Annotated in this window: 26 protein-coding genes and 1 tRNA gene; 15 read left to right on the forward strand and 12 right to left on the reverse strand. The window is 38.1% G+C overall.

Going from position 1 to position 24,301, the window contains the following annotated elements; all coding sequences use genetic code 11:
• Positions 1-31: 31 nt before the first annotated feature.
• Positions 32-835 (reverse strand): inositol-1-monophosphatase, encoded by an 804-nt coding sequence (gene suhB / locus PF272_RS10835; protein ID WP_271142768.1) that lies wholly within the window; start codon positions 833-835, stop codon positions 32-34.
• Between the two features lie 149 nt (positions 836-984).
• Here suhB and trmJ point away from each other — a divergent pair, with 149 nt between their 5' ends.
• The 9 genes from trmJ to iscX all read left to right on the forward strand — a co-directional run bounded on the left by trmJ (position 985) and on the right by iscX (position 7,281).
• Positions 985-1,722 carry a tRNA (cytosine(32)/uridine(32)-2'-O)-methyltransferase TrmJ gene (gene trmJ, locus PF272_RS10840; protein WP_065238868.1) on the forward strand — a complete coding sequence of 246 codons (738 nt, stop codon included), beginning with the start codon at positions 985-987 and terminating at the stop codon, positions 1,720-1,722.
• A 99-nt stretch (positions 1,723-1,821) separates the two neighbouring features.
• Positions 1,822-2,292: a Fe-S cluster assembly transcriptional regulator IscR gene (iscR, locus tag PF272_RS10845; protein WP_065234005.1), complete on the forward strand. Its 471-nt coding sequence runs from the start codon at positions 1,822-1,824 to the stop codon at positions 2,290-2,292.
• Positions 2,293-2,326: 34 nt separating this feature from the next.
• Positions 2,327-3,541 (forward strand): IscS subfamily cysteine desulfurase, encoded by a 1,215-nt coding sequence (locus PF272_RS10850; protein ID WP_065237838.1) that lies wholly within the window; start codon positions 2,327-2,329, stop codon positions 3,539-3,541.
• A gap of 13 nt (positions 3,542-3,554) precedes the next feature.
• Positions 3,555-3,938, forward strand: coding sequence for a Fe-S cluster assembly scaffold IscU (gene iscU / locus PF272_RS10855; RefSeq protein ID WP_065234007.1), 384 nt, complete (start codon positions 3,555-3,557; stop codon positions 3,936-3,938).
• A gap of 51 nt (positions 3,939-3,989) precedes the next feature.
• Positions 3,990-4,313, forward strand: coding sequence for an iron-sulfur cluster assembly protein IscA (iscA, locus tag PF272_RS10860; RefSeq protein WP_065234008.1), 324 nt, complete (start codon positions 3,990-3,992; stop codon positions 4,311-4,313).
• A gap of 24 nt (positions 4,314-4,337) precedes the next feature.
• Positions 4,338-4,856, forward strand: a complete 519-nt coding sequence (hscB, locus tag PF272_RS10865) for a Fe-S protein assembly co-chaperone HscB (RefSeq protein ID WP_065234009.1) — start codon at positions 4,338-4,340, stop codon at positions 4,854-4,856.
• An 18-nt stretch (positions 4,857-4,874) separates the two neighbouring features.
• Positions 4,875-6,728 (forward strand): Fe-S protein assembly chaperone HscA, encoded by a 1,854-nt coding sequence (gene hscA, locus PF272_RS10870; RefSeq protein ID WP_271142769.1) that lies wholly within the window; start codon positions 4,875-4,877, stop codon positions 6,726-6,728.
• An 18-nt stretch (positions 6,729-6,746) separates the two neighbouring features.
• The gene (gene fdx, locus PF272_RS10875) at positions 6,747-7,085 is read left to right on the forward strand and encodes an ISC system 2Fe-2S type ferredoxin (protein ID WP_065237835.1); all 339 of its coding nucleotides are present in this window, start codon (positions 6,747-6,749) and stop codon (positions 7,083-7,085) included.
• 1 nt (position 7,086) lies between these two features.
• Entirely contained in the window at positions 7,087-7,281 is a 195-nt protein-coding gene (iscX, locus tag PF272_RS10880) for a Fe-S cluster assembly protein IscX (protein ID WP_065237834.1), read from the forward strand.
• A 46-nt stretch (positions 7,282-7,327) separates the two neighbouring features.
• Here iscX and PF272_RS10885 read toward each other — a convergent pair whose 3' ends face one another.
• The 6 genes from PF272_RS10885 to PF272_RS10910 all read right to left on the reverse strand — a co-directional run bounded on the left by PF272_RS10885 (position 7,328) and on the right by PF272_RS10910 (position 13,980).
• Positions 7,328-8,251, reverse strand: coding sequence for an EamA family transporter (locus PF272_RS10885; RefSeq protein WP_271142770.1), 924 nt, complete (start codon positions 8,249-8,251; stop codon positions 7,328-7,330).
• A gap of 129 nt (positions 8,252-8,380) precedes the next feature.
• Positions 8,381-9,379, reverse strand: a complete 999-nt coding sequence (locus PF272_RS10890) for a peptide ABC transporter ATP-binding protein (RefSeq protein ID WP_271142771.1) — start codon at positions 9,377-9,379, stop codon at positions 8,381-8,383.
• Positions 9,372-10,355: a dipeptide ABC transporter ATP-binding protein gene (dppD, locus tag PF272_RS10895; protein WP_271142772.1), complete on the reverse strand. Its 984-nt coding sequence runs from the start codon at positions 10,353-10,355 to the stop codon at positions 9,372-9,374. Before dppD ends, PF272_RS10890 begins: the two co-directional genes overlap by 8 nt.
• 10 nt (positions 10,356-10,365) lie before the next feature.
• Positions 10,366-11,256, reverse strand: a complete 891-nt coding sequence (dppC, locus tag PF272_RS10900; RefSeq protein ID WP_065235074.1) for a dipeptide ABC transporter permease DppC — start codon at positions 11,254-11,256, stop codon at positions 10,366-10,368.
• A 13-nt stretch (positions 11,257-11,269) separates the two neighbouring features.
• Complete coding sequence (locus tag PF272_RS10905; RefSeq protein ID WP_271142773.1) at positions 11,270-12,280, reverse strand: ABC transporter permease subunit; 1,011 nt, start codon at positions 12,278-12,280, stop codon at positions 11,270-11,272.
• Positions 12,281-12,384: 104 nt separating this feature from the next.
• The gene (locus tag PF272_RS10910) at positions 12,385-13,980 is read right to left on the reverse strand and encodes an ABC transporter substrate-binding protein (protein WP_271142774.1); all 1,596 of its coding nucleotides are present in this window, start codon (positions 13,978-13,980) and stop codon (positions 12,385-12,387) included.
• 277 nt (positions 13,981-14,257) lie between these two features.
• Here PF272_RS10910 and putA point away from each other — a divergent pair, with 277 nt between their 5' ends.
• The 6 genes from putA to PF272_RS10935 all read left to right on the forward strand — a co-directional run bounded on the left by putA (position 14,258) and on the right by PF272_RS10935 (position 20,343).
• The gene (gene putA / locus PF272_RS10915; RefSeq protein WP_271142775.1) at positions 14,258-17,698 is read left to right on the forward strand and encodes a bifunctional proline dehydrogenase/L-glutamate gamma-semialdehyde dehydrogenase PutA; all 3,441 of its coding nucleotides are present in this window, start codon (positions 14,258-14,260) and stop codon (positions 17,696-17,698) included.
• Between the two features lie 19 nt (positions 17,699-17,717).
• On the forward strand, positions 17,718-19,223 hold the full coding sequence (putP, locus tag PF272_RS10920; protein WP_271142776.1) for a sodium/proline symporter PutP: 1,506 nt from the start codon (positions 17,718-17,720) through the stop codon (positions 19,221-19,223).
• A gap of 186 nt (positions 19,224-19,409) precedes the next feature.
• Positions 19,410-19,499 (forward strand) — tRNA-Ser (locus PF272_RS10925).
• Positions 19,455-19,688, forward strand: coding sequence for a P2 family phage major capsid protein (locus tag PF272_RS13030; RefSeq protein ID WP_413789455.1), 234 nt, complete (start codon positions 19,455-19,457; stop codon positions 19,686-19,688). Before PF272_RS10925 ends, PF272_RS13030 begins: the two co-directional genes overlap by 45 nt.
• Before the next feature lie 117 nt (positions 19,689-19,805).
• A complete protein-coding gene (locus PF272_RS10930; RefSeq protein ID WP_065235078.1) occupies positions 19,806-20,066 on the forward strand; it encodes a type II toxin-antitoxin system Phd/YefM family antitoxin in 261 nt (86 codons plus the stop codon).
• Complete coding sequence (locus tag PF272_RS10935; protein ID WP_271142777.1) at positions 20,056-20,343, forward strand: type II toxin-antitoxin system RelE family toxin; 288 nt, start codon at positions 20,056-20,058, stop codon at positions 20,341-20,343. Before PF272_RS10930 ends, PF272_RS10935 begins: the two co-directional genes overlap by 11 nt.
• A 40-nt stretch (positions 20,344-20,383) precedes the next feature.
• Here PF272_RS10935 and PF272_RS10940 read toward each other — a convergent pair whose 3' ends face one another.
• From PF272_RS10940 to pyrF, 5 genes are all read right to left on the reverse strand, one after another.
• On the reverse strand, positions 20,384-20,539 hold the full coding sequence (locus PF272_RS10940; RefSeq protein ID WP_082985079.1) for an IS3 family transposase: 156 nt from the start codon (positions 20,537-20,539) through the stop codon (positions 20,384-20,386).
• 104 nt (positions 20,540-20,643) lie between these two features.
• Positions 20,644-22,164, reverse strand: a complete 1,521-nt coding sequence (glpK, locus tag PF272_RS10945; RefSeq protein WP_271142778.1) for a glycerol kinase GlpK — start codon at positions 22,162-22,164, stop codon at positions 20,644-20,646.
• A 25-nt stretch (positions 22,165-22,189) separates the two neighbouring features.
• Positions 22,190-22,996, reverse strand: coding sequence for an MIP/aquaporin family protein (locus PF272_RS10950; protein ID WP_271142779.1), 807 nt, complete (start codon positions 22,994-22,996; stop codon positions 22,190-22,192).
• Positions 22,997-23,264: 268 nt separating this feature from the next.
• Positions 23,265-23,585, reverse strand: coding sequence for a stress response translation initiation inhibitor YciH (gene yciH / locus PF272_RS10955; protein ID WP_065237822.1), 321 nt, complete (start codon positions 23,583-23,585; stop codon positions 23,265-23,267).
• A 3-nt stretch (positions 23,586-23,588) separates the two neighbouring features.
• Complete coding sequence (gene pyrF, locus PF272_RS10960) at positions 23,589-24,284, reverse strand: orotidine-5'-phosphate decarboxylase (RefSeq protein ID WP_065234493.1); 696 nt, start codon at positions 24,282-24,284, stop codon at positions 23,589-23,591.
• Positions 24,285-24,301: the final 17 nt, after the last annotated feature.

Genomic DNA, 24,301 nt, shown 5'->3' on the forward strand with positions numbered 1-24,301 from the left:
CTGCGCTAGCTTTTTTATTGATACAGAGCAATTAACCTTTTAATTCGTTAGATAGGCAAGGTTGTAATTTAGTGAGAATTTGTTTGGTAATACGAGGCGCACCAGCAACGATATTACCAGAAGTTAAATAGTTATGACCACCAACGAAGTCGGTTACTAGACCGCCGGCTTCACGGACAATTAAATCACCAGCAGCGCAATCCCATGGCTTAATACCAATTTCAAAATAACCATCAACACGGCCAGCAGCTACATAGCAAAGATCAAGAGCCGCAGAACCTGTACGACGGAAGTCAGCACACTCTTCAATCAATGTTGTAATCATATTGATATGCACTGGAACATGGCGTTTAACTTTAAATGGGAAACCTGTTGCTAATACCGCCCCGGTTAATTCATTACGACCTTCTAAGCGTAAACGGTATTCATTCAATTTTGCGCCTTCACCACGCACTGCAGTAAAGAGTTCATTACGGATAGGATCATAAACTACACCTACTTCGGTGCGACCTTTTACACGAACAGCAATAGAAATAGAGAAATGGGGTAAACCTTTGACAAAGTTAGTCGTACCATCTAGTGGATCAATGATCCATTGTACATTACTTTGTTTACCTTCTATGGCACCACTTTCTTCACCAATAATTGTATGATCAGGATAAGATTTGCGAATAATTTCGATGATTGCCGCCTCAGAAGCTTTATCGATATTGGTCACATAATCATTTGTTGATTTTTCACTTGTTTGGATTTCATCTCGGCGTTCAAAGCCTTTAGCAACGATGTTGCCTGCTTTTCGTACTGCACGAATAGCGATATTTAACATTGGATTCATTATTTTCTCCACCAGATTTTAAAGAACAGTTTTAGCTATGAATTAAAATGGTGTGCATTATAGGGAAAGTTAATTCAAATTGCGAGTAATTTCATCACAACTGGAAACGTGTTAAAATTTGCCATCATTTTTTGCTATTACAGAAGAGTATGTCGTTAGACCAAATCAAAATTGTTCTTGTAGAAACATCACACCCAGGGAATATTGGATCTGCTGCTAGAGCGATGAAAACTATGGGCTTATCACAGTTATATTTAGTTTCTCCTAAAGTGTTACCCAATGAAGAATCAATTGCATTATCCGCAGGATCAGCAGATGTTGTAGAAAATGCACATATTGTTTCCTCCTTTGATGAAGCCGTCGCTGATTGTTCATTGATTATTGGGACCAGTGCAAGAGCAAGACATTTGAGCACAACCGCGATTACACCTCGTCATTGTGGCGAAAAAGCGATAGCACATCTTCATACAGGAAAAGTAGCAATAGTTTTTGGTCGTGAACGAATTGGCCTGACTAATGAAGAACTTTTAAAATGTCATTACCATTTAAATATTCCAGCCAATCCGGAATATTCATCTCTTAATTTAGCGATGGCAGTACAGCTAGTCAGTTATGAAATTCGAATGGCTTATCTGCAAGCGCAATTACCGGAAGGTGTAGAACCTGCGAAAGTGACCGCAGCAGAAGGCGTTGTCGCTGAAGAGTTAGAGTATTTTTTCCAAAAAACTGAGAAAGTCTATCAGGAACTTGGTTTTATTCAGAATAGTGCAGTGATGAAAAAATTACGCCGCCTCTATTTACGCACGGCTATTCAGCGTAATGAATTAAATATCTTGCAAGGTATGCTTACAGCAGTAGAACGCTTAATCACAAAAGATAGAAATTAACGATAATTAAAAACGGTATTATAGAAAGAATAATACTTGACTGTTTTAGTAGGTTATGTGAGAATTTTCCCCGTTTGAAACAAGGTTAGGGAATTCACGATGAAACTTACTTCAAAAGGGCGTTATGCAGTAACTGCTATTTTAGATATTGCATTAAATGCAGAAGATGGTCCTGTTACTTTATCGGATATTTCTGAACGTCAAAAAATATCACTTTCTTATTTAGAACAACTCTTTGCCAAATTACGTCGCCATGGTCTTGTGAAAAGTACACGTGGTCCCGGTGGCGGTTACCAATTAGGTTATCGCTGCGAAGAGATTTCTATCGGTATGATTATTTCTGCTGTGAATGAAAATGTTCAAGCGACTAAATGCCGTAGTAAAGGTAACTGCCAAGATGGGGTGCAATGTTTAACCCATTCTTTATGGCAAAAGTTAAGTGATCGTATCGAAGAATTTCTCAATGAAATTACTGTCGCTGAATTGGTTAGCTCTCAACAAGAAAAAATGCAAAAGCGTTATCGTGCAGAAATCAGCGTACAGCAACGTCTAGAACATACAGAAAGTTAAGAAACAACTTCTTAATGAATTATTGGAGTGAATAATGAAACTACCTATTTATTTAGACTATGCCGCAACTTGTCCAGTTGACGAACGTGTTGCTAAAAAAATGATGGAATATTTAACCGTAGATGGCACATTCGGTAACCCAGCATCACGCTCGCATAAATTTGGCTGGCAAGCAGAAGAAGCGGTAGATGTTGCACGTAATCATATCGCTGATTTAATTGGTGCAGATTCACGTGAAATTGTATTTACTTCTGGAGCAACAGAGTCAGATAACTTAGCGATTAAAGGTGCAGCACATTTCTATCAAACCAAAGGTAAACATATTATTACCTGCAAAACAGAACATAAAGCAGTATTAGATACGTGTCGCCAATTAGAACGTGAAGGTTTTGAAGTAACTTATCTTTCACCAAAATCAGACGGTTTAATTGATCTTGAAGAATTAAAAGCTGCAATGCGTGACGATACGATTTTAGTTTCTATTATGCACGTGAATAATGAAATCGGTGTGATCCAAGATATTGCTGCAATTGGTGAATTATGTCGTGAACGTAAGATTATTTTCCACGTAGATGCAACCCAATCTGTGGGAAAATTACCAATTGATTTATCGACTTTAAAAGTGGATTTAATGTCAATGTCAGGTCACAAACTCTACGGACCAAAAGGAATCGGTGCATTATATGTTCGCCGTAAACCACGTGTACGTTTAGAAGCAATTATCCACGGTGGTGGTCATGAAAGAGGAATGCGTTCAGGTACATTACCAGTGCATCAAATCGTTGGTATGGGTGAAGCCTATCGTATCTGCAAGGAAGAAATGGCTACTGAAATGCCTCGCTTAACCGCATTGCGTGATCGTTTATATAACGGATTAAAAGATATTGAAGAAGTCTATGTAAATGGTTCAATGGAACACCGTGTTGGCACAAATTTAAATATGAGTTTCAACTATGTAGAAGGTGAATCATTAATGATGTCATTACGTGATATTGCGGTTTCATCAGGTTCAGCCTGTACTTCTGCAAGTTTAGAGCCTTCCTATGTGTTACGTGCATTAGGTTTAAATGATGAATTAGCACATAGCTCAATTCGTTTTACGATTGGACGTTATACCACAGAAGAAGAGATCGATTATACGATTGAATTAGTGAAGAAAGCGGTAGCGAAATTGCGCGAACTTTCTCCATTATGGGATATGTATAAAGAGGGTGTTGATTTTAGCACCGTTGAATGGTCAGCACATTAATTAGGAGTGAATTATGGCTTACAGTGAAAAAGTTATTGATCATTATGAAAACCCACGTAATGTCGGATCATTCGATAAAAAAGATCCGACTGTTGGGAGTGGCATGGTTGGTGCACCAGCTTGTGGCGACGTAATGCAGCTACAAATTAAAGTAAATGATAGCGGTATTATTGAAGATGCTAAGTTTAAAACTTATGGTTGTGGTTCAGCGATTGCTTCTAGCTCATTAATTACAGAATGGGTAAAAGGTAAATCATTAGATGAAGCACAAGCGATTAAAAATAGCGATATTGCCGCAGAATTAGAGTTACCACCAGTAAAAGTTCACTGCTCAATTCTTGCAGAAGACGCAATCAAAGCAGCAATCGCCGACTATAAAGCGAAAAACGTTAAATAATCTTTTAGGTGTTATCTATGGATAACACCTTTCCCATTTTAGGAGTAAAACATGGCAATTTCATTAACCGAAAGTGCGGCACAACGAGTCAGAGATTTTCTTGCCAATCGTGGAAAAGGAATTGGTTTACGTTTAGGGATCAAAACATCAGGCTGTTCAGGACTAGCATATGTTCTAGAATTTGTTGATGTATTAAATGAAGATGATCAAGTCTTTGAAGATAACGGGGTAAAAATTATTGTTGATAACAAGAGCCTTGTTTATTTAGATGGTACTCAATTAGATTTTGTCAAAGAAGGTCTAAATGAAGGGTTTAAATTTACCAACCCGAATGTAAAAGATCAATGTGGTTGTGGAGAAAGTTTCCACGTTTAATCCCTTATCATTATTTATACTATTATGTTTAATCCATTTGAATTGTTTGCGTTGCCAGTAAGTTTCCAACTCGATCTGACACAATTATCACAACAGTATTTGCAATTACAAAAGCAACTTCACCCAGATAATTTTTCTACCGCAACAGAACAACAACAACGCTTAGCCTTGCAGAAATCAACGCAAGTTAATGATGCTTATCAGATATTAAAGGATCCGATCTTACGTGCGGAAGCGATTTTAAGTTTAGCATTACAAAAGCCAGTAGAAAGCGAAAATACAACGCATGATCTTGAATTTTTAATGCAACAAATGGAATTACGTGAACAATTAGAACAAGCGGAACAGCAGCAAGATGAAGTTTTGCTTGAAACATTATTGGCACAAGCAAAAGAGAGCTATCAAGAAAATTTAGCCAGTTTAACTGATAAAATTGAACAACAAGACTGGGTTGGCACTAAACAAATGATAGATCGTTTGAAGTTTATTCAAAAATTACAACAAGAAATAGAACGTTTAGAAGAAAAGTTATTTGATTTTTAATTGTGGGAAAATAAGGTAATGGCATTATTACAAATTGCAGAACCGGGGCAAAGTGCAGCACCTCACCAAGCTAGATTAGCCGTAGGTATTGATCTCGGTACAACCAATTCTTTGGTCGCCACCGTTCGTAGCGGTAAGGCAGATATTTTACTCGATGAACAAGAAAGAGCTTTGATTCCTTCTGTTGTTTATTATGGTGATGATCAATTAGAGGTGGGTAATGAAGCTAAAGCCTATGCAGGACAAGATCCGCATAATACGATTATTTCTGTAAAACGTTTAATGGGACGTAGTTTAGCGGATGTGCAAACGCGTTATCCGAATTTACCTTATACTTTCCAAGCAAGTGAAAATGGGTTGCCATTATTAGTAACCAAACAAGGTACCCGAAGCCCAGTTGAAGTGTCGGCGGATATTTTACGCCGTTTAAATCGTTTAGCTGAACAGCGTTTAGGTGGTGAATTGGTTGGTTGTGTTATTACCGTGCCCGCTTATTTTGATGATGCGCAGCGTCAAGGCACAAAAGACGCAGCACGCCTAGCTGGTTTAAATGTATTACGTTTATTGAATGAACCGACTGCTGCTGCGATTGCTTATGGTTTAGATAGTGGACAAGAAGGTGTCATTGCAGTTTACGATTTAGGTGGCGGTACATTCGACATTTCTATTTTACGCCTCAGTAAAGGGGTGTTTGAAGTGTTAGCAACAGGTGGTGATACTGCATTAGGCGGTGATGATTTTGACCACTTATTAGCAGATTATTTAGCTACTCAAGCGCAATTCACTGCAAAAACTGACCAAGAAAAACGTCAATTATTAGATCTTGCTACCCAAGTTAAGATTCAGCTTTCTGCGGCAGAGTCAGTAACAGTAACTGTCAATCAACAAGCAGTCACTGTTGAACGTGCAGTATTTAATCAATTAATCCAACCATTAGTGAAACGTACCCTACTAGCTTGCCGTCGTGCGTTGAAAGATGCTGGGGTGTCTGTTGAAGAAGTGATTGAAACTGTGATGGTGGGCGGTTCTACTCGCGTGCCATTTGTGCGTGAACAAGTTGCAGAATTTTTTGGTAAACAGCCATTAACCTCAATTGATCCTGATAAAGTTGTGGCATTAGGCGCTGCAATTCAAGCGGATATTTTAGCGGGCAATAAACCAGATAGTGAGATGTTATTATTGGATGTCATTCCATTATCATTAGGGATTGAAACCATGGGCGGATTAGTTGAAAAAATTATTCCTCGTAACACCACTATCCCTGTGGCAAGAGCACAAGAGTTCACTACATTTAAAGATGGTCAAACCGCAATGTCAGTACATATCGTGCAAGGTGAACGTGAGTTAGTGCAAGATTGTCGTTCATTAGCACGTTTTAGCCTCAAAGGAATTCCACCTATGGTAGCTGGAGCTGCACATGTACGCGTAACTTATCAAGTCGATGCAGACGGATTATTAAGTGTGACTGCAATGGAAAAATCAACTGGTGTACATTCATCAATCCAAGTTAAACCATCTTATGGCTTAACCGATGAAGAGATCACTCAAATGATCAAATCTTCACACGAAAATGCTAAAGCGGATTTGCAGGCACGTGAATTAGCTGAACAACGTGTTGAAGCCGCTCGCGTACTAGAAAATGTCTATAGTGCTTTAGCCGAAGATGCTGCATTACTCAATGAACAAGAACTTGCTGGAATAAAGGCTGCTTTACAAACCTTAGAAGCACTAATTAAAGAAGAGGATAGCCAACGTATTGCACAAGGTATTAAACAGTTAGATCAAGCAACACGTGAATTCGCAGCGAGAAGAATGGATAGTTCAATTAAACAAGCATTAGCAGGTCAATCTGTTGATCAATTTACTGAATAATAAGAAGGAAAATAACAAATGCCAAAAATTGTATTTCTGCCAAATCAAGAACATTGTCCAGAAGGTATGGTAGTTGATGCCAATACAGGTGAAACGATTTTAGATGCGGCATTGCGTTCTGGGATTGAAATTGAACACGCTTGTGAAAAGTCTTGTGCTTGTACAACTTGTCATGTGATTGTGCGAGAAGGGTTTGATTCGCTTAATGATAGCTCTGATTTAGAAGATGATATGTTAGATAAAGCATGGGGACTTGAAGTAGATAGCCGCTTAAGTTGCCAAGCAGTAGTAGGCGATGAAGATTTAGTGGTTGAAATTCCACGTTACACCATTAACCACGCGAAAGAGGAGCACTAAGATGAAATGGCAAGATGCACAACAAATTGGTGAAGCATTGTATGAGCGTTTTCCAGATCTGGATCCTCGTACTGTTCGGTTTACTGATATGCACCGTTGGATTTGTGAATTAGATGAGTTTGACGATGACCCAGAAAAATCAAATGAACGTATTCTAGAAGCGATTTTTCTCTGTTGGTTAGATGAGTTTGAATAAAGCTAATTATTTGGAATATAAAAAAGAGGGAATTTATCCCTCTTTTTTAATGCTTAAACCGAAAATGATGGTGACGTCCAAAGAGGAAATGAAGAATTTCTTTTCCTGACACAGTTAAGATAATCGCGGACAAAATCAGAATAATGCCAAGGAAAATACGTGCTGTCATTTGTTCGTTAAAAATTAAAACGCCAACTAATAAGGCGGTAATTGGTTCTAAGGCTCCAATAATAGACGCGGTGGTTGGTCCAATCATCTGAATTGAATGATTCATTAACACCAAAGAAATAATAGTAGTAAATACTGATAATCCTAGTACATTGAATAATAGCGTTGGTGAGAAATCCGTTGGTAAGGTTGCACCAAAATCAAGACGTGCTAAAAAGACAAAAGCGCCAAAAAACAGCCCATAAAAAGTGAGTTTGATGACAGGAATATTGTGTAATGGAGAACGTTCTACCGCAATAATATAAATTGCATAAGTTAGTGCGGAAATAAACACAAGCAAGACACCAAGCGGATTTAAACTTGTGCCATTATCATTTTGATAAAGCAATGAAACACCAAAAATGACCAATGTAATTGCTAACATCGTTAATAAGTTTAAACGTTCATGAAAAAATAGCACCATAATCAACGCGACTAATAGTGGATAAATAAAGAGTATGGTTGAAGCTATTCCCGCCTCTATCAGTTGATAACTGACAAATAATGTGAGTGAAGAAGCTGCAAAAATTACACCAACTAATAAGAGAGTAAGAAATTCTTTATTATTTAAGGCAAAAGAGATTTTTTGTTGGTACATAATCACTGCCAGAATAGCGCTTGCGACACTAAAACGATAGAACAGTACTGCATCTGGTGTTAAACCGATTTGATATAGAGGTAGGGTGAATAAGGGGTTTAGCCCGTAGAAAAATGCAGCGGTACAACCGAATATTAGCCCTTTAGCTAATTGTTTAGGAATCATTATCAAATAGTATGATATCAATGAAATAAAGGTGCTTTATTATAGGACTCAAGAATTATTATTCAATAGGAAGAAAGGAAGTTGGCTCGTTATTTTTTAGTTACTGATTTAACGAGCCATATTTAAAGATTAGCTCACCATAAAACAGGCGATTTTTGTTCCATCAGGATAGGTTTTTAATTCAGGTTGTTGCTCACGACATTTATCAGTTGCAAATTGACAACGAGCATTAAATGCACAACCTTTCGGTGGATTTAACGGACTTGGTAATTCACCGGTTAATTTAATCCGTTCACGTCTTAATTCAGGCGATAATCTTGGGGTCGCTGATAATAATGCTTTCGTATAAGGATGACGAGGATTACTAAAAATTTGTTCGGTCGTGCCTTGTTCTACACAACGTCCAAGATACATCACCATCACTTCATCAGAAATATGCTCAACCACAGACAGATCATGAGAAATAAAGATATAAGAAAGCCCTAACGTTTCTTGTAATTCCATCATCAAATTTAGCACTTGTGCCCGTACAGACACATCTAATGCAGAAACAGGTTCATCGGCAACCACGATATCTGGGTTCAGCATTAAGCCACGAGCGATTGCAATCCGTTGTCGTTGTCCACCAGAGAACATATGTGGATAGCGATCATAAAACTCTGGGCGTAAGCCAACTTTTTCCATAATGGCTAATACGGCTGCTTTACGTTCTTCTTTGCTTAAATTGGTGTTAATTTTTAATGGTTCTTCTAAAATTGTGCCAATTTTTTTACGCGGATTGAGTGATGCATATGGATTTTGGAAAACAATTTGAATTTTCTGACGGCGTAATTTAACGGTTTCATTATCTTTTTCTAAGAAATTCTTTCCTTGATAATAAAGCTCACCTTCAGTTGGCGATTCAATCATTGTTAGTAAACGCCCTAATGTGGATTTACCACATCCTGATTCACCTACCACCGCTAACGTTTTGCCTCGTTCCAATTTAAAAGAAACGCCATCCAGAGCTTTCACATATTGAACAGGGGCAAACATTCCTTTTTTAACAGGATAATATTTCTTTAAGTCAATCGCCTCGAGTAAAGGAGTATCTGTAGGCGATTGTTGTGTAATAATAGCTTCAGACATGTTGTGGATTTCCTTCTGCATTTAATGGCGTATGACATTTCACTTGGCGGTTACCAATTTGTTGTAATACAGGTTCAGTTTGGCGACATTCATCTGTTGCATACGGACATCTTGGATTCAATAAACATCCTTGTGGACGATCATATTTACCCGGAACCACACCTGGTAAGGATTCCAAGCGAGATTTTCCAGTAGCGAATTCTGGTAATGAACGTAACAAGGCTTGGGTATAAGGGTGTTTTGGTTCACGGAAAATATCTTCTGCTAACCCTTCTTCCACAACCTGTCCTGCATACATCACGATAATGCGATGAGCAGATTCAGCAACTAATGCGAGATCGTGCGTAATTAAAATTAACGCCATATTCTCTTTTTGTTGTAATTCTAGTAACAGGTCGATAATTTGCGCCTGAATGGTAACGTCCAACGCGGTAGTTGGTTCATCCGCAATCAAGAGTTTAGGTTTACACGCAATCGCCATGGCAATCATTACACGTTGGCTCATTCCACCAGAAAGTTGGTGTGGATAGACATCAAGACGTGATTCTGGTGCTGGAATGCCTACCATACGGAGTAACTCAATAGTACGTTCACGGCGTGCTTTTTTGCTTCCGCCTTGGTGTACTTTTAACGCCTCCATAATTTGGTAACCAACGGTATAACAAGGGTTTAAGCTGGTCATTGGATCTTGGAAAATCATCGCAACATCCGCACCAACTAATTTTTGCTTTTGTTTTTGATCAAGCGCTAATAGATCTTGTCCATCAAATTGTAAATCATCCGCAGAAACTCGCCCCGGAAAATCAATTAGCCCCATAATTGCTAGTGAACTTACAGATTTACCTGAGCCAGATTCGCCTACAATGCCTAACACTTCACCCTGTTCTACTTGATAACTAATACGATCTACTGCTTTAAAAGGTTTGTCTTTCTCACCAAAATGCACAGAAAGATTATTTACAGTTAATAATGCCATCAATAACTCCTTATTGTTTTAATTTTGGATCAAGGGCATCTCGCAAACCATCACCCATTAGGTTAAAGGCGAGAACAGTAAATAAAATTGCCAATCCAGGGAAAGTCACTACCCACCAAGCACGTTGTACAAATTGTAATGCTTCAGCGAGCATAGCTCCCCACTCTGGTGTTGGCGGTTGTGCACCAATACCTAAGAAGCCGAGTGCTGCCATATCAAGGATCGCATTAGAGAATCCCATTGAGGTTTGCACAATTAAAGGTGCAAGGCAGTTTGGTAAGATAGTGATAAACATTAAACGAAGAATTCCCGCGCCAGCGACTCTGGACGAAGTCACATAATCACGGTTAATTTCGTTTAAAACAGAAGCACGTGTTAAGCGTACATAGCTTGGTAATGACACAAAGGCAATCGCAAATGAGGCATTGAGTAGGGATGGGCCAAGAATTGCTACGATTGCAATTGCTAATAGGAGGCTAGGTAATGCCAACATAATATCAATAATACGCATAATGATAACGTCAACGATACCACCAAAATAGCCTGCAATTAAACCAAGGGTAACTCCAAAAATAAATGAAAGTGAAACCACTAATAAACCAATGAATAAAGAAAGGCGAGCACCATAAATTAAACGAGAAAGAATATCTCGACCTACATCATCAGTTCCTAAAATATGGTTCCAAGTACCGCCATCGATCCATGCGGGTGGTAATAAAAAGGCATCTCGCACTTGAGCAATTGGATCGTGAGGTGCAATAACATCAGCAAATACACTGATCAAAAAGATAATCACAATATAGCCTAAACCAACAACAGCACCTTTATTACGGCTAAAGTTAAACCAAAATTCTTGTAATGGCGTGCGTGGCGCTGGCGCGGAAATAGCGGGATTCGACATTTTTTAATCCTTATTATTTACGGTATCTGATACGAGGATTGACCACACCATATAAGAGATCAACCAATAAATTCACAATAATAATAATCGTCGCAATAATGAGAACGGCGCTTTGTACAACAGGATAATCTCGCGCTCGAATCGCTTCGATCACCCATTTACCAATTCCCGGCCATGAGAAAATAGTTTCAGTTAAAATGGCACCCGATAAAAGTTGGCCTACAATTAAGCCAATTACCGTGACCACAGGAATCAACGCGTTACGTAATCCGTGAATGACGATCACCCGCATAGACGATAACCCTTTAGCACGTGCAGTACGAATATAGTCTTCCCCTAATACTTCTAGCATAGAAGAACGTGTCATACGTGAAATCACGGCAAGAGGAATCGTGCCTAACACAATGGAAGGGAGAATTAAGTGCATTACGGCTGATTTAAATGCGCCAGGTTCGCCAGAAAGCCAGCTATCAATCAACATAAAACCAGTAACAGAATCAATCCAATATTCGGCATCAATACGCCCTGAAACTGGTGTTAAGTTCCATTGTACAGAGACTAATAACATTAATAGCAAACCCCACCAGAAAATTGGCATTGAATAACCGGTCAGCGAGATTGCCATCACTGAGTGGTCAAAAATAGACCCTCGTTTTATTGCTGCGAGAATCCCGATTGGAATACCAATAATAATGGCAAATAGAATTGCAAAAACAGCTAATTCAATGGTTGCTGGGAATAAAGATAAGAATTCATCTAATACAGGAACATTATTCTTAAAAGATGTGCCGAAATCTCCATGGGCAATTCCTTTTAAATAATCGAAATATTGTTCTGGTAAAGATTTATCTAAACCTAATTGATGCATCATTTGCTGATGTACTTCAGGGCTTAACCCACGTTCGCCCATACGTATTTCGATTGGATCGCCAGGAATAAGATGAATTAAGGCAAAAGTTAAAAGGGTAATACCAATAAAAGTTGGAATAACCATGGCTACCCGTTTAAAAATAAATCGAAACATAAATTTGTTTGCTCACTAAATTATTAAGGGGTTCTTGCCATAGAAGCTATGGCAAGAATATTTATTATAGTTATCAGAAAAGTGCGTAATAATAGCGATTTAGGTTATTCTAAGTCAACGCCATAGAATGGGTGTAATCCGAATGGGTTAATCACATAGTTTTTAACCTCTTTACGCACTGGCTCATACATAGTTGAGTGAGCGATAGTGATCCAAGGCGCTTGTTCTTTGAAAATAACTTGGGCTTGTTTATAAAGCTCAACACGTTTTTCGTGATCGTTAGATTGAACAGCTTCACGGATCAATTTATCGAATGGTGCATAACAGAATTTCGCATAGTTAGATCCTTGTTCTTTAGACGCACAACTTAATAACGTACCAAAGAAGTTATCTGGGTCACCGTTATCACCAGTCCAACCCATCATACCAGTTGGATCTTCACCTTTACGCATACGTTGTAGGTATTCACCCCATTCGTAGCTAACAATTTTTGCATCAACGCCAACTTTTTTCCAATCGGCTTGGATCATTTCAGCCATACGACGTGCATTTGGGTTATATGGACGAGATACTGGCATTGCCCAAAGTTCTGTGCTGAAACCTTTTTCAAAACCAGCTTCTTTTAATAATTGTTTCGCTTTTTCTGGGTTGTATTCGTAATCTTTAATATCATCGTTATACGACCACATTGTTGGTGGAATAGGGTTTTTCGCTACTTGACCACTACCTTGATAAACAGCATCAATAATCGCTTTTTTGTTTACTGCGTAGCTTAAGGCTTGACGCACTTTCACATTATCAAATGGTGCTTTAGTAACATTAAAGGTTAAATAACCAATATTTAAACCTGCTTTTTCATGTACGGTTAAGTTAGGATCTTTTTTCATTTCTGCAATATCCGCTGGGTTTGGATATGGCATCACTTGACATTCACCTTTCTTCAATTTTGCATAACGTACAGAAGCATCTGGTGTAATCGCAAATACTAAGCGATCAATTTTTGCTTTACCTTCCCAATAGTTTTCAAACGCTTTATAACGGATTAAAGAATCTTTTTGATAAGAAACTAATTCAAATGGACCAGTACCAATTGGGTTAGTATCGATGGTTTCTGGTTTACCAGTCGCTAACATTTTATCTGCATATTCTTTAGAGAAGATAGATGAAAAGTCCATTGCTAAGTTTGCTAAGAATGGTGAGTTAGGTGCTTTTAAGGTAAAACGTACAGTATAGTCATCAATTTTTTCAATTTTATCAATGATATTTCCCATATCCATACCGACGAAATATTCATAAGAACCGCCAGAAACTTTGTGATATGGATTATTTGGATCTAATTGACGATTAAATGAGAATAAAACGTCATCAGCATTAAGTTCACGAGTTGGTTTAAACAATTTATTTGATTGGAATTTCACGCCTTTGCGTAAGTGGAAAGTATAAACTTTACCATCTTCAGAAACATCCCAGCTTTCTGCTAATGAAGGTACAACATCTGTTTTACCACGTGCAAATGCAGTTAAGCGGTTATAAATTGCTTGACCACTTGCATCAATAGAAGAACCGTCGGTAACGAGTTGTGGGTTGAAAGAGGAAGGAGAGGCTTCTGAACAGTAAACTAAGGTTTTTGGAGCAGCAAATGCGGAAGTAGATAACGCTAATGCTAAAGCAGTTAATGAGAGTGTAGTGAGTTTTTTCATATTTTCTCCAGTTTTGTGTGTTTGGCAGTAATTTTTTTATAAAAGTTGTATAAAACCCATTTATTTACGTATTAATAAATAGCTTTGTCAAGAGGAAAAGCGTGTTTTTTGCGGGATTAAATGTAACTTTTTGGGGTTAAAAGATGTATTTGTGTTAATAATGTTAAATATTTTTTGAATATAGTCACAATTTTAACAATTTCATATTTATTATTTTAAGCAATCTTTTACACTTAGCTTGTTTCTTTCCTATAACCATTCATGGGTAATATCTAAAATGCAATATCAATACGCAAATGACTTAGGTCAAAAATCTGAATTACGTCGTTTAATTAGCCAAAATTATGCTTGTTCTGAAAAAGAAGCAGTAACAAAATTAGTTGGAACACTTCATTTTTCTCCTGAGCAAGAAGCCTCTATTAGTCAGGTAGCACAGCAATTAATTACCAAGATACGAGCAAAAAAACAGAAACATTATGGTGTAGATGCGTTAATGCATGAATTTTCTTTAGGATGTGAAGAAGGTATCGCATTAATGTGTTTAGCCGAAGCGTTATTACGTATTCCTGACTCAGAAACTCGTTATGCTTTAATCAATGATAAATTAAAACTAGGTGACTGGCGTGCACATGTGAAACGTTCTGGTTCATTATTCACTAATGCAGCAAGTTATGGTTTGTTATTAGGAAGTAAGATTAGTGCAGCATTAAGTGAAGAAATTCTTTCATCAGCCTTAATGAAAAGTTTTGCGAAGCTATCAGCGCCAATGATGAAACTGGCGATTGAAAAAGCGATGGGGATTCTGGGCGATCAATTCGTGACAGGCGAAACCATGGACGATGCGTTAAAGAATATCGTTGATCGTGAAAAAATGGGCTATTGCTTCTCATTTGATATGCTCGGTGAAGCGGCGATGACAATGCAGGATGCTGATAAATATCTGCGAGATTATGTTGAAGCTATTCATGCAGTCGGTCGCCAATCAGCTGGACGCTCTTTGTATGATTCAAATGGTGTATCGGTAAAATTGTCAGCGATTCACCCACGTTATTCCCGTTCCCAGCAACAGCGTGTCATGGATGAATTGTATCCTCGTTTAAAACAACTATTTGTTTTGGCAAAACAATACAATATTGGTCTAAACATTGATGCAGAAGAAGCATCACGTTTAGAGATCTCGTTAGATCTTTTAGAAAAATTATTACAAGATCCTGATTTGGCTGGTTTTGATGGGATTGGGTTTGTAGTACAAGCCTATTCAAAGCGTTGTCCTTACGTATTAGATTACATTATTGAGATGAATCGCCGTTATCAACGTAAAATGATGGTGCGTTTAGTTAAAGGGGCTTACTGGGATAGCGAAATTAAATGGGCTCAAACTGAAGGGGTAGAAGGATTCCCACTTTATACTAGAAAAGTACATACCGATATTTCCTATTTAAGTTGTGCACAAAAATTATTAGCTGCACAAGATGTGATTTATCCACAATTTGCCACCCATAATGTACAAACCCTGGCAACCATTGCTGAATTAGGAAAAGACAAAGAGTTTGAGTTTCAATGTTTACATGGTATGGGGGAGACCCTTTATGACAATGTGGTTGGTGCACACCAATTTAATCGCCGTGTTCGTGTGTATGCACCAGTAGGTACTCATCAAACCTTATTAGCCTATTTAGTGCGCCGTTTATTAGAAAATGGTGCAAATTCTTCTTTTGTGCATCAACTTGTCGATCCTAATATTTCAATTGAAGAATTAATTGAAGCACCTTGGAAGAAATTTGCTCGTTTTCAAGGTGAACCTAATAAAGCGATTAAATTACCCGCTAATTTATTTGCTAATCGCCGTAATTCAGCAGGATTTAACTTAAATGATGAAATGGCGTTACTTCGTTTAGAAGAAGCATTGAATCAAGCACAATATTCAGATATTACTTCGTTATGTGCTGAAACAGTAATGACCGATAAACAATATGCCGCCGTTAATCCAGCTCAACTCGATCAAGCGTTAGCTAATGTCACCTTTATGTCAGTAGAGTCTGTTGCAACGGTGTTTCAAGCTGCTAAAAATAGTAGTTGGCAACAAAAATCAGTGGCTGAGCGAGCTTCTATTCTTGAGCAAGCGGCGGATCTCTATGAAGAAAACTTTGGTTTATTAATTAAATTAGCGATTGAAGAAGCTGGAAAAACATTACCAAATGCAATTGGTGAGCTGAGAGAAGCTGTTGATTTTTTACGTTATTATGCAGAACAAATTCGTTTACTAGAAGAAAAAGGGGTATTAGCTGAACCATTAGGTTCTGTCCTTTGTATTTCACCGTGGAATTTCCCATTAGCGATCTTTACGGGGCAAGTCGTAGCGGCATTAGCCGCGGGTAATAGTGTGGTAGCGAAACCAGCAGAACAAACATCATTAATTGCATATTATGCAGTGAAACTTTTACATCAAGCGGGTGTACCACAAGATGCGTTGCAATTAACGTTAGGTGCAGGTGAATTAGGTGCAGCGTTAGTCGCACAGCCATTTAATGCGGTGATGTTCACCGGTTCAACAGAAGTTGCCCATTTGATTAATAAACAATTAATTTCTCGTGAAGATCAGCCAGTGTTGATTGCTGAAACAGGTGGAATGAATGTCATGGTGGTTGATTCATCTGCTTTATTAGAGCAGGTGATTACAGATGTACTCAGTTCTGCTTTTGATTCCGCCGGACAACGCTGTTCTGCATTGCGTATTTTATTGGTACAAGAAGACATTGCAGATCGCTTGTATGAAATGCTAACCCAAGCGATGAAAGAATTAGTATTAGGGAATCCGGCCTATTTAAATACAGATATTGGGCCAGTAATTGATGCTGAAGCCAAACAAAAACTACTTGATTATCAAGAAACTGTCCGTAAAATCTCTCGACGTTACTTAGAATTAACAACACCAACAAGTGGACATTTTGTCGCGCCATCTATTTATGAAGTCGGTTCACTCGATCAAATTACCCATGAAGTATTTGGGCCAATTCTCCATTTTGTTCGTTATAAAGTACAGTCATTACCAAGATTATTATCTGAAGTGAATGCAAAAGGATACGCATTGACAGGAGGATGTCATAGCCGAATCCAACGTACAGTAAGATTTGTCGAAGAAAACTTACAATGCGGTAACTTCTATATTAATCGTAATATTGTTGGCGCAGTTGTTGGCGTACAACCGTTCGGTGGTCATGGCCTATCAGGAACAGGACCAAAAGCGGGTGGTGAGCTTTATGTTCAATGTTTAACAAAAACTACGCAATATTATTCTTCTTTGGTAGAAAGACCAAAAGTATTACCAAGTATTACGGGTGAGTTAAATAGTATCGACTATAAACCAACGAGTATTTTATTACTTGGTGATGATATTGCGCGATTACTCGCGGCATATCGAAATTTACAACAAGCAGGGTTTAAAGTTGTTGTGGAAAAGGATAGTCCATTATTAGCACAGGATTTACCTGATTTAGAAAGTCGTATTCAGGGGCAACATTATCAGAAAGCAGTATTTGTTTCTCCAGTGAGTCTAGAAAAACGACAAGCTTTGGCGGAACATAATCCAGCAATTTTATGCTTATATGATTGGACAACAACACAGGATTTAACCTTGTTGTATCATGAATTTTCACGTAGTGAAAATATTGCAGCCGCAGGTGGTAACGCAACACTGATGGCGATTGAAGAACAATAATTTAACGCAGGAAGAACATATGCAAAACTATCAAATTTACACGGCTTTTGCCTTATATCTTGTTGTCATTTTAGGCATCGGTGTTTATGCCTACTATTCCACGAAAAATTTTAATGACTACATTTTAGGTGGTCGTAAAATGGGAAGCTTCGTAACTGCAATGTCTGCTGGTGCGTCTGATATGTCGGGTTGGTTGTTGCTTGGGCTGCCGGGAGCAATTTTTGTTACTGGATTGTCCGAAGCTTGGATTGCCGTAGGGTTAACAGTTGGTGCTTATTTTAATTATCGAATTGTGGCAGGACGTTTGCGTGTTTTCACAGAACAGTATGGTAATGCGTTAACTCTTCCTGAGTTTTTTGCAGTACGTTTCCCACATCGTGCTAAATCATTGAAAATTATTTCATCTTCTGTGATTTTATTCTTCTTTACGATTTATTGTGCTTCTGGTGTAGTGGCAGGTGCGAAATTATTCCAAAGTTTGCTTGATATTGATTATGGCACCGCATTACTTTTCGGCGCTATTGCAACGATTACATACACATTTATTGGTGGTTATTTAGCGATTTCATGGAGTGATACAATTCAAGCTTCGTTAATGATTTTTGCTTTATTACTTGCACCAGTGATTGTGTTATTAAATATTAGCTGGGATGAAATTTCAGCTGCCTTAGCGATTAAATCAGAACAAACTGGTATTCCTTATTCAAACTGGCTTTATAACGTATCAGGTATTGGCGTGATTTCAGCACTTTCTTGGGGATTAGGTTATTTCGGTCAGCCACATATTTTGGCGCGTTTTATGGCAGCAAGTTCAGTAAAAGCTTTAGAAAAAGCGCGTGTAATTGGAATTACCTGGATGATCTTATGTTTAGGTGGCGCTTGTGCAGTAGGCTATTTTGGCTTAGCTTATTTTGAAGTAAATAAAGTGATGCTTGATTCTGCTGAATCAGTCTTTATTGAAATCTCAAAAGCGATCTTCAATCCTTGGATCGTAGGTATTGTATTATCAGCGATTTTAGCCGCGATTATGAGTACATTATCCGCTCAGTTTTTAATGTGTTCAGCAGCGATTACAGAAGATTTTTATCACGGCTTCTTACGTAAAAACGCATCAAGTAAAGAGCTGGTTTGGGTTGGGCGTATTATGGTGTTAATCATTGCTGTTATTGCGATGTTAATTGCACAAGATCCAAATTCTAAAGTTATGGGCTTGGTTTCTTATGCTTGGGCTGGATTTGGCGCTTCATTTGGACCATTAGTTATCTTATCTTTATTTAACCGTAACATTACTTCAAATGCGGCATTATGGGGAATGTTGGCGGGTGCGGTTACTGTGGTGGCGTGGAAACCATTAATGCACACATTAAATTGGAATGATATTGCTAACTTATACGAAATTATTCCTGGTTTCTTAGCTTGTTCAATTGTAACTGTAACTTCATCAATTTTCTCGCCAGTAGCGAAAGATGTTGCAGAGAAATTTGATGCGGCGGTAGAAACTTTTAATGCACAAAGAAATGGATAACTTATTAAGTTAATTATTCTGATAAGGGCTGAATTTTCAGCCCTTATTTGTGTAAGAAAGAGGGTATTTTTAATTGATTTGTTTAAAGAAGAAACAAACTTAAATCCTTATTTTAAAAAGACTTGACGAAGTCAAGGAAAGTGAATATATTGCAACTCCTCCATTCTATTAATGAATTCTTTCAGTGGTGAGATGTCCGAGAGGCTGAAGGAGCACGCCTGGAAAGTGTGTATGTGCGAAAGTGCATCGAGGGTTCGAATCCCTCTCTCACCGCCAGAAAATAGCATTTTAATTACTCGCTTTGATAATCTTTCGCTTTATATCCAAAAAGTCATAATCAGAAAGCTATTAGATCTTAACTCGATGAGAAATTGCTTAGATGTGCTTACTTCTTTAGCATTGGATTTTGTTATGGGAGACTATAACATCGTAGCATTGATTGAAAATATAAACCTTGTGGAATAAGCTCCGAAACTCTTCAAACTAGGCTGGTTTTTCCAGTCTTTTTTATAATTCAAGACTATAAAAAAACTTTTAATGGTGCTATATTTAGTGCTAAATGATAACTGTGAGGTATAAACAATGGCTATTCATCAAATATTAACAAGTAATGTAGCAAGCATTACAGACTTGAAAAAAAATCCGATGGGTGTAATTACACAAGGCACGATAGAAGATGGCGCAATCGCAATTTTAAACAGAAATGAACCTGTTTTTTATTGTGTTAGCCCAGAATTATTTGCCTATATTCAAGAGGTACTAGAAGACGCTGAACTAGGTGAACAAGCGAAACAACGCCTTGCAACGCTTGAGCCAGTAGAGGTTACACTTGATGACCTATAAACTTATTTTTGATAAAAGAGCGTTGAAAGAATGGCAAAAATTAGGTGATGCCGTTCGAGAACAATTTAAAATAAAACTTGCTGAACGGTTAGAGAATCCATTAATTCCTAGTGATAAATTACATGGGTTTCAAACACTTTATAAAATAAAATTACGTTCTTCAGGTTATCGTCTCGTTTATGACGTAAACGACAATGAAATAACGGTGATTGTGCTTTCAGTTGGAAAAAGAGAAAGATTAGAAGTATATAAAAAGGCATTATCACGCAAAGTTTGATCTGCCTTCCCCCCCCCCCCTCCTCTGACAAATTGAGTTGTTATTTTAAGGACTGAATTCTGTATTGAACAGGACTCAGTCTGTTTAGTTTTAATTGTATTCTTTCCTCATTGTAATAACGAACGTTTACTGTGATAACGGAATCAAGTTCTTTACTGTGATCTGTGCATTTCTGTGTATTGGATAATAAGTCCAACTTAGGAGAAGATTATTCATTATATAAAATGTATAGAAAAACCCATAACTTTGTGGGAAATTATGGGTTTTGATTTAAGTGGACGATTATGGAATTGTTAAGGTTTAGATATCATCTTCAGCGTCTTCTTTTGCCCATTCTAAAGCACGTTTAACCGCTTTTTTCCAACCTTTATAACGACGTTGTTGTTTTGCTTCATCTTGATCTGGAATAAAGGTTCTTTCCACAGAGGCTTTATCACGTAACTCTTCAAGATTTTGCCAGAAACCTGTTGCTAGACCAGCAAGGTAAGCTGCGCCGAGTGCTGTAACTTCTTTTACTGTCGGGCGTTCAACTTGAGTGTTAAGAATATCTGCTTGGAATTGCATTAGGAAATTATTGGCTGTTGCACCTCCATCAACACGTAAGGTTTGTAATTTTTCGCCTGAATCTGACTGCATTGCTTCCAAAACATCGCGAGTTTGATATGCAATAGATTCTAATGTTGCCCGTACAATGTGATTACGGTTGGCTCCACGAGAAAGACCAACAATGACACCACGTGCATAAGGATCCCAATATGGCGCACCTAAACCAGTGAAGGCAGGAACAACATAAACGCCATTACAATCATGAACTTTTTGGGCAAAGTATTCAGTATCAGAGCTATCATGAACAATTTTGAGTTCATCACGTAACCATTGAATAGATGCACCTGCAACAAATACAGAACCTTCTAGAGCATACGCGGGTTCACCTTTGGCATTACAACAGATGGTGGTTAATAAACCATTTTTTGAGGTAATAGCTTTATCACCAGTGTTCATTAACATAAAACAACCTGTGCCATAAGTGTTTTTTGCTTGTCCCGGATTAACACAAAGATGTCCATAGAGTGCTGCTTGTTGGTCGCCAGCAATCCCTGCGATTGGAATACGAATTCCTCCTTTACCACCAATATTGGTTTGTCCGTAAATTTCAGATGAATTTTTTACTTCTGGGAGCATTGAGCGAGGAATACCAAGAATTTCCAGCATCTTTTCATCCCATTGTTTAGTATGAATGTTGAACATCATTGTACGAGAAGCATTGGTGTAATCTGTAACATGAACACGACCTTGAGTTAATTTCCAAATTAACCATGTATCCACGGTACCAAAAAGCAAATCACCTTTTTCTGCTTGTTCTCTTGCACCTTCGACGTTATCTAGAATCCATTTGACTTTTGTACCAGAGAAATATGGGTCAACCACTAAACCAGTTGTATTACGAATATATTCTGCATAACCTTCAGCTTTTAACTTGTCACAAAATTCAGCAGTACGGCGGCATTGCCATACAATAGCATTGTAAACTGGTTTACCCGTATTTTTATCCCAGACAATCGTTGTTTCACGTTGGTTAGTGATACCGATAGCGGCAATTTGATCGGAACTAATACCAGTTTTAGCGACAACTTCGTTTAATGTTGAGCTTTGTGTTGCCCAAATTTCCATAGGATCATGTTCAACCCAGCCTGCTTTTGGGTAGATTTGTGTAAATTCACGTTGAGCAATCCCAACAATATTAGCATTATGATCGAGTAAGACTGCACGAGAACTGGTTGTACCTTGATCTAAAGCGATGATGTATTTTTTATCTGTCATAATAATTACCTTTTAAACGAAGTATTTAGTTATTAATTTTACAACTATTACATGGGAGATTCGCACCGATAAATTGACGGTAGCCCCAAGCGCCGATTAAACCACCAATAATTGGAGCAATGATTGGAATTAATGCGTAAGGAATAGCAGTACCTCCAGTCATCGCAATTTCACCCCAACCAAAAAGTGTTGCGAAGAGTTTTGGACCAAAATCACGTGCTGGATTCATTGCAAAACCTGTTAATGGCCCCATAGCACCGCCAAGTACAGCAATTAAAATACCAATGAGCAATGGCGCAAGTGGACCGCGAGGAACGCCGTTACCATCATCAGTAAGAGCTAAAATCAAAGCAACAAGAGTCGCGGTTAAAGTCATTTCGACTAATGCGGCAGTAGCGATATCAATATGAGGGTTTGGGTAAGTTGAGAAGATACCGGCGGTAAAGAGGCTATCTACGGAGCCACGCATAATATGTTGTGTTGCTTCATAATCAATAATGACACCACGATAGAGTAGATAAACAATTGCTGCTCCACAGAATCCACCAAGCATTTGTGCACCAATAAAAGGCAATACTTTCTTACCATCAAAACAAGCAAACTTCCATAATGCGATAGTCACTGCAGGGTTGAGATGAGCTCCTGATACACCAGCAGTCAAATAAACTGCCAGCGCTACACCCATTCCCCAAACAATACTAATTTCCCACAGACCAAATTGTGCGCCTGCAACACGAGCAGCGGCTACACAACCGCAACCAAAAAATATCAATAATGCAGTACCAAGAAACTCAGCAATACATTGACCTTTAAGTGAATGATCAAGTTCCATAAAGACTCCTTAATATGTCGAGATAAGTAGAGAGTAAGTAAATTTAATGTTCAATATCGAACATTTGTGGGGTATTTAAGGACAAAAATGTACTTTTATAAAGTTTGTTTTTTCGAAAATGAGAGGTTTGTCAAAAAAATTGTTGTTTTTCTAAAATAAATGAGAGGTATTTCACAAAAAATGGAGGGTTAAAATTTAAATGTTCGTTAAAAATAGAAAACTCTCTCGATTTTGCTCAAAAAGGCGTAAGATCGAGAGAGTAATATGATTAACCACCAGAAAGTTTTACTTTAAATCCTTTATTTTCAAGTAGTTGTTTTATAAGGTCACGATTTTCACCTTGGATCTCGATAGTCCCATTTTTGACAGAACCACCACAACCACACCGTTTCTTTAATTCAGATGCGAGTTGGTTTAAAGCAGTTGTATCAAGATCGATACCCGAAATCACACAAACACCTTTTCCTTTACGACCAGAAGTCTGGCGTTGTATGCGGACAATACCATCACCTTTAGGGCGTTGTTCAGATACTTTTTCTGGTTTAATTCGACCTGTTTCCGTTGAGTAAACGAGTTGACTATCCGACATGAATTATCCCTGAATAGACGCATTGATTTGTTTCAATACAGCGATAGGATCTGCTGCTTGAGTGATTGGGCGACCAATAACTAAATAATCTGAACCTGCATCAATCGCTTCTCTTGGCGTCATTACACGACGTTGATCGCCTAATTGACTGCCTTCTGGACGGATGCCCGGCGTAATCAATTTAAAATCATCTCCACAACGTTGACGTAGAATTTCAACCTCTTGTGGTGAACACACAACACCATCTAAACCAGCGCGTTGACTTAAACGTGCTAGACGAATAACGTGTTCTTCAGGAGAAGTATTTACACCAATTTGTAATAAATCTGCTTCTTCCATACTGGTTAAAACAGTAATTGCGATTAAAATTGGGGCATCTTTACCATAAGGTTCGAGAATTTTTTTTGCGGCTTCCATCATTCTTAGACCACCACTCGCATGCATATCAACCATCCATACCCCTAAATCAGCAGCAGAACGCACAGCTCTTGCAACAGTGTTAGGAATATCATGGAATTTGAGATCTAGGAAAACATCAAAATGACGTTTTTGTAACTCTTTGACGAATTCTGTGCCCAAAGTTGTAAACATCTCTTTACCGACTTTTAGACGACATAAACTTGGATCAAGTTGATCTACAAGCTGCATCGCTTCTTTTCTCGTTTCATAATCTAAAGCAACAATAACTTTATTTTCCATGATTTTCCTCGTTATGT

Origin of the sequence: Gallibacterium faecale (assembly GCF_027920745.1) — a bacterium.
Classification (GTDB): domain Bacteria; phylum Pseudomonadota; class Gammaproteobacteria; order Enterobacterales; family Pasteurellaceae; genus Gallibacterium; species Gallibacterium faecale.

What these genes read in the sequence shown, in the direction of transcription:
- PF272_RS10930 (WP_065235078.1), top strand. Translation starts at nt 19,806, where the DNA reads ATGGCTATTCATCAAATATTAACAAGTAATGTAGCAAGCATTACAGAC.
- hscA (WP_271142769.1), top strand. Translation starts at nt 4,875, where the DNA reads ATGGCATTATTACAAATTGCAGAACCGGGGCAAAGTGCAGCACCTCAC.
- PF272_RS10950 (WP_271142779.1), bottom strand. Translation starts at nt 22,996, where the DNA reads ATGGAACTTGATCATTCACTTAAAGGTCAATGTATTGCTGAGTTTCTT.
- trmJ (WP_065238868.1), top strand. Translation starts at nt 985, where the DNA reads ATGTCGTTAGACCAAATCAAAATTGTTCTTGTAGAAACATCACACCCA.
- pyrF (WP_065234493.1), bottom strand. Translation starts at nt 24,284, where the DNA reads ATGGAAAATAAAGTTATTGTTGCTTTAGATTATGAAACGAGAAAAGAA.
- PF272_RS10910 (WP_271142774.1), bottom strand. Translation starts at nt 13,980, where the DNA reads ATGAAAAAACTCACTACACTCTCATTAACTGCTTTAGCATTAGCGTTA.
- PF272_RS10850 (WP_065237838.1), top strand. Translation starts at nt 2,327, where the DNA reads ATGAAACTACCTATTTATTTAGACTATGCCGCAACTTGTCCAGTTGAC.
- PF272_RS10890 (WP_271142771.1), bottom strand. Translation starts at nt 9,379, where the DNA reads ATGTCTGAAGCTATTATTACACAACAATCGCCTACAGATACTCCTTTA.
- iscR (WP_065234005.1), top strand. Translation starts at nt 1,822, where the DNA reads ATGAAACTTACTTCAAAAGGGCGTTATGCAGTAACTGCTATTTTAGAT.
- iscU (WP_065234007.1), top strand. Translation starts at nt 3,555, where the DNA reads ATGGCTTACAGTGAAAAAGTTATTGATCATTATGAAAACCCACGTAAT.
- PF272_RS10885 (WP_271142770.1), bottom strand. Translation starts at nt 8,251, where the DNA reads ATGATTCCTAAACAATTAGCTAAAGGGCTAATATTCGGTTGTACCGCT.
- PF272_RS10935 (WP_271142777.1), top strand. Translation starts at nt 20,056, where the DNA reads ATGACCTATAAACTTATTTTTGATAAAAGAGCGTTGAAAGAATGGCAA.
- putP (WP_271142776.1), top strand. Translation starts at nt 17,718, where the DNA reads ATGCAAAACTATCAAATTTACACGGCTTTTGCCTTATATCTTGTTGTC.
- hscB (WP_065234009.1), top strand. Translation starts at nt 4,338, where the DNA reads ATGTTTAATCCATTTGAATTGTTTGCGTTGCCAGTAAGTTTCCAACTC.
- putA (WP_271142775.1), top strand. Translation starts at nt 14,258, where the DNA reads ATGCAATATCAATACGCAAATGACTTAGGTCAAAAATCTGAATTACGT.
- dppC (WP_065235074.1), bottom strand. Translation starts at nt 11,256, where the DNA reads ATGTCGAATCCCGCTATTTCCGCGCCAGCGCCACGCACGCCATTACAA.
- iscA (WP_065234008.1), top strand. Translation starts at nt 3,990, where the DNA reads ATGGCAATTTCATTAACCGAAAGTGCGGCACAACGAGTCAGAGATTTT.
- yciH (WP_065237822.1), bottom strand. Translation starts at nt 23,585, where the DNA reads ATGTCGGATAGTCAACTCGTTTACTCAACGGAAACAGGTCGAATTAAA.
- fdx (WP_065237835.1), top strand. Translation starts at nt 6,747, where the DNA reads ATGCCAAAAATTGTATTTCTGCCAAATCAAGAACATTGTCCAGAAGGT.
- suhB (WP_271142768.1), bottom strand. Translation starts at nt 835, where the DNA reads ATGAATCCAATGTTAAATATCGCTATTCGTGCAGTACGAAAAGCAGGC.
- dppD (WP_271142772.1), bottom strand. Translation starts at nt 10,355, where the DNA reads ATGGCATTATTAACTGTAAATAATCTTTCTGTGCATTTTGGTGAGAAA.
- PF272_RS13030 (WP_413789455.1), top strand. Translation starts at nt 19,455, where the DNA reads ATGTGCGAAAGTGCATCGAGGGTTCGAATCCCTCTCTCACCGCCAGAA.
- iscX (WP_065237834.1), top strand. Translation starts at nt 7,087, where the DNA reads ATGAAATGGCAAGATGCACAACAAATTGGTGAAGCATTGTATGAGCGT.
- PF272_RS10905 (WP_271142773.1), bottom strand. Translation starts at nt 12,280, where the DNA reads ATGTTTCGATTTATTTTTAAACGGGTAGCCATGGTTATTCCAACTTTT.
- glpK (WP_271142778.1), bottom strand. Translation starts at nt 22,164, where the DNA reads ATGACAGATAAAAAATACATCATCGCTTTAGATCAAGGTACAACCAGT.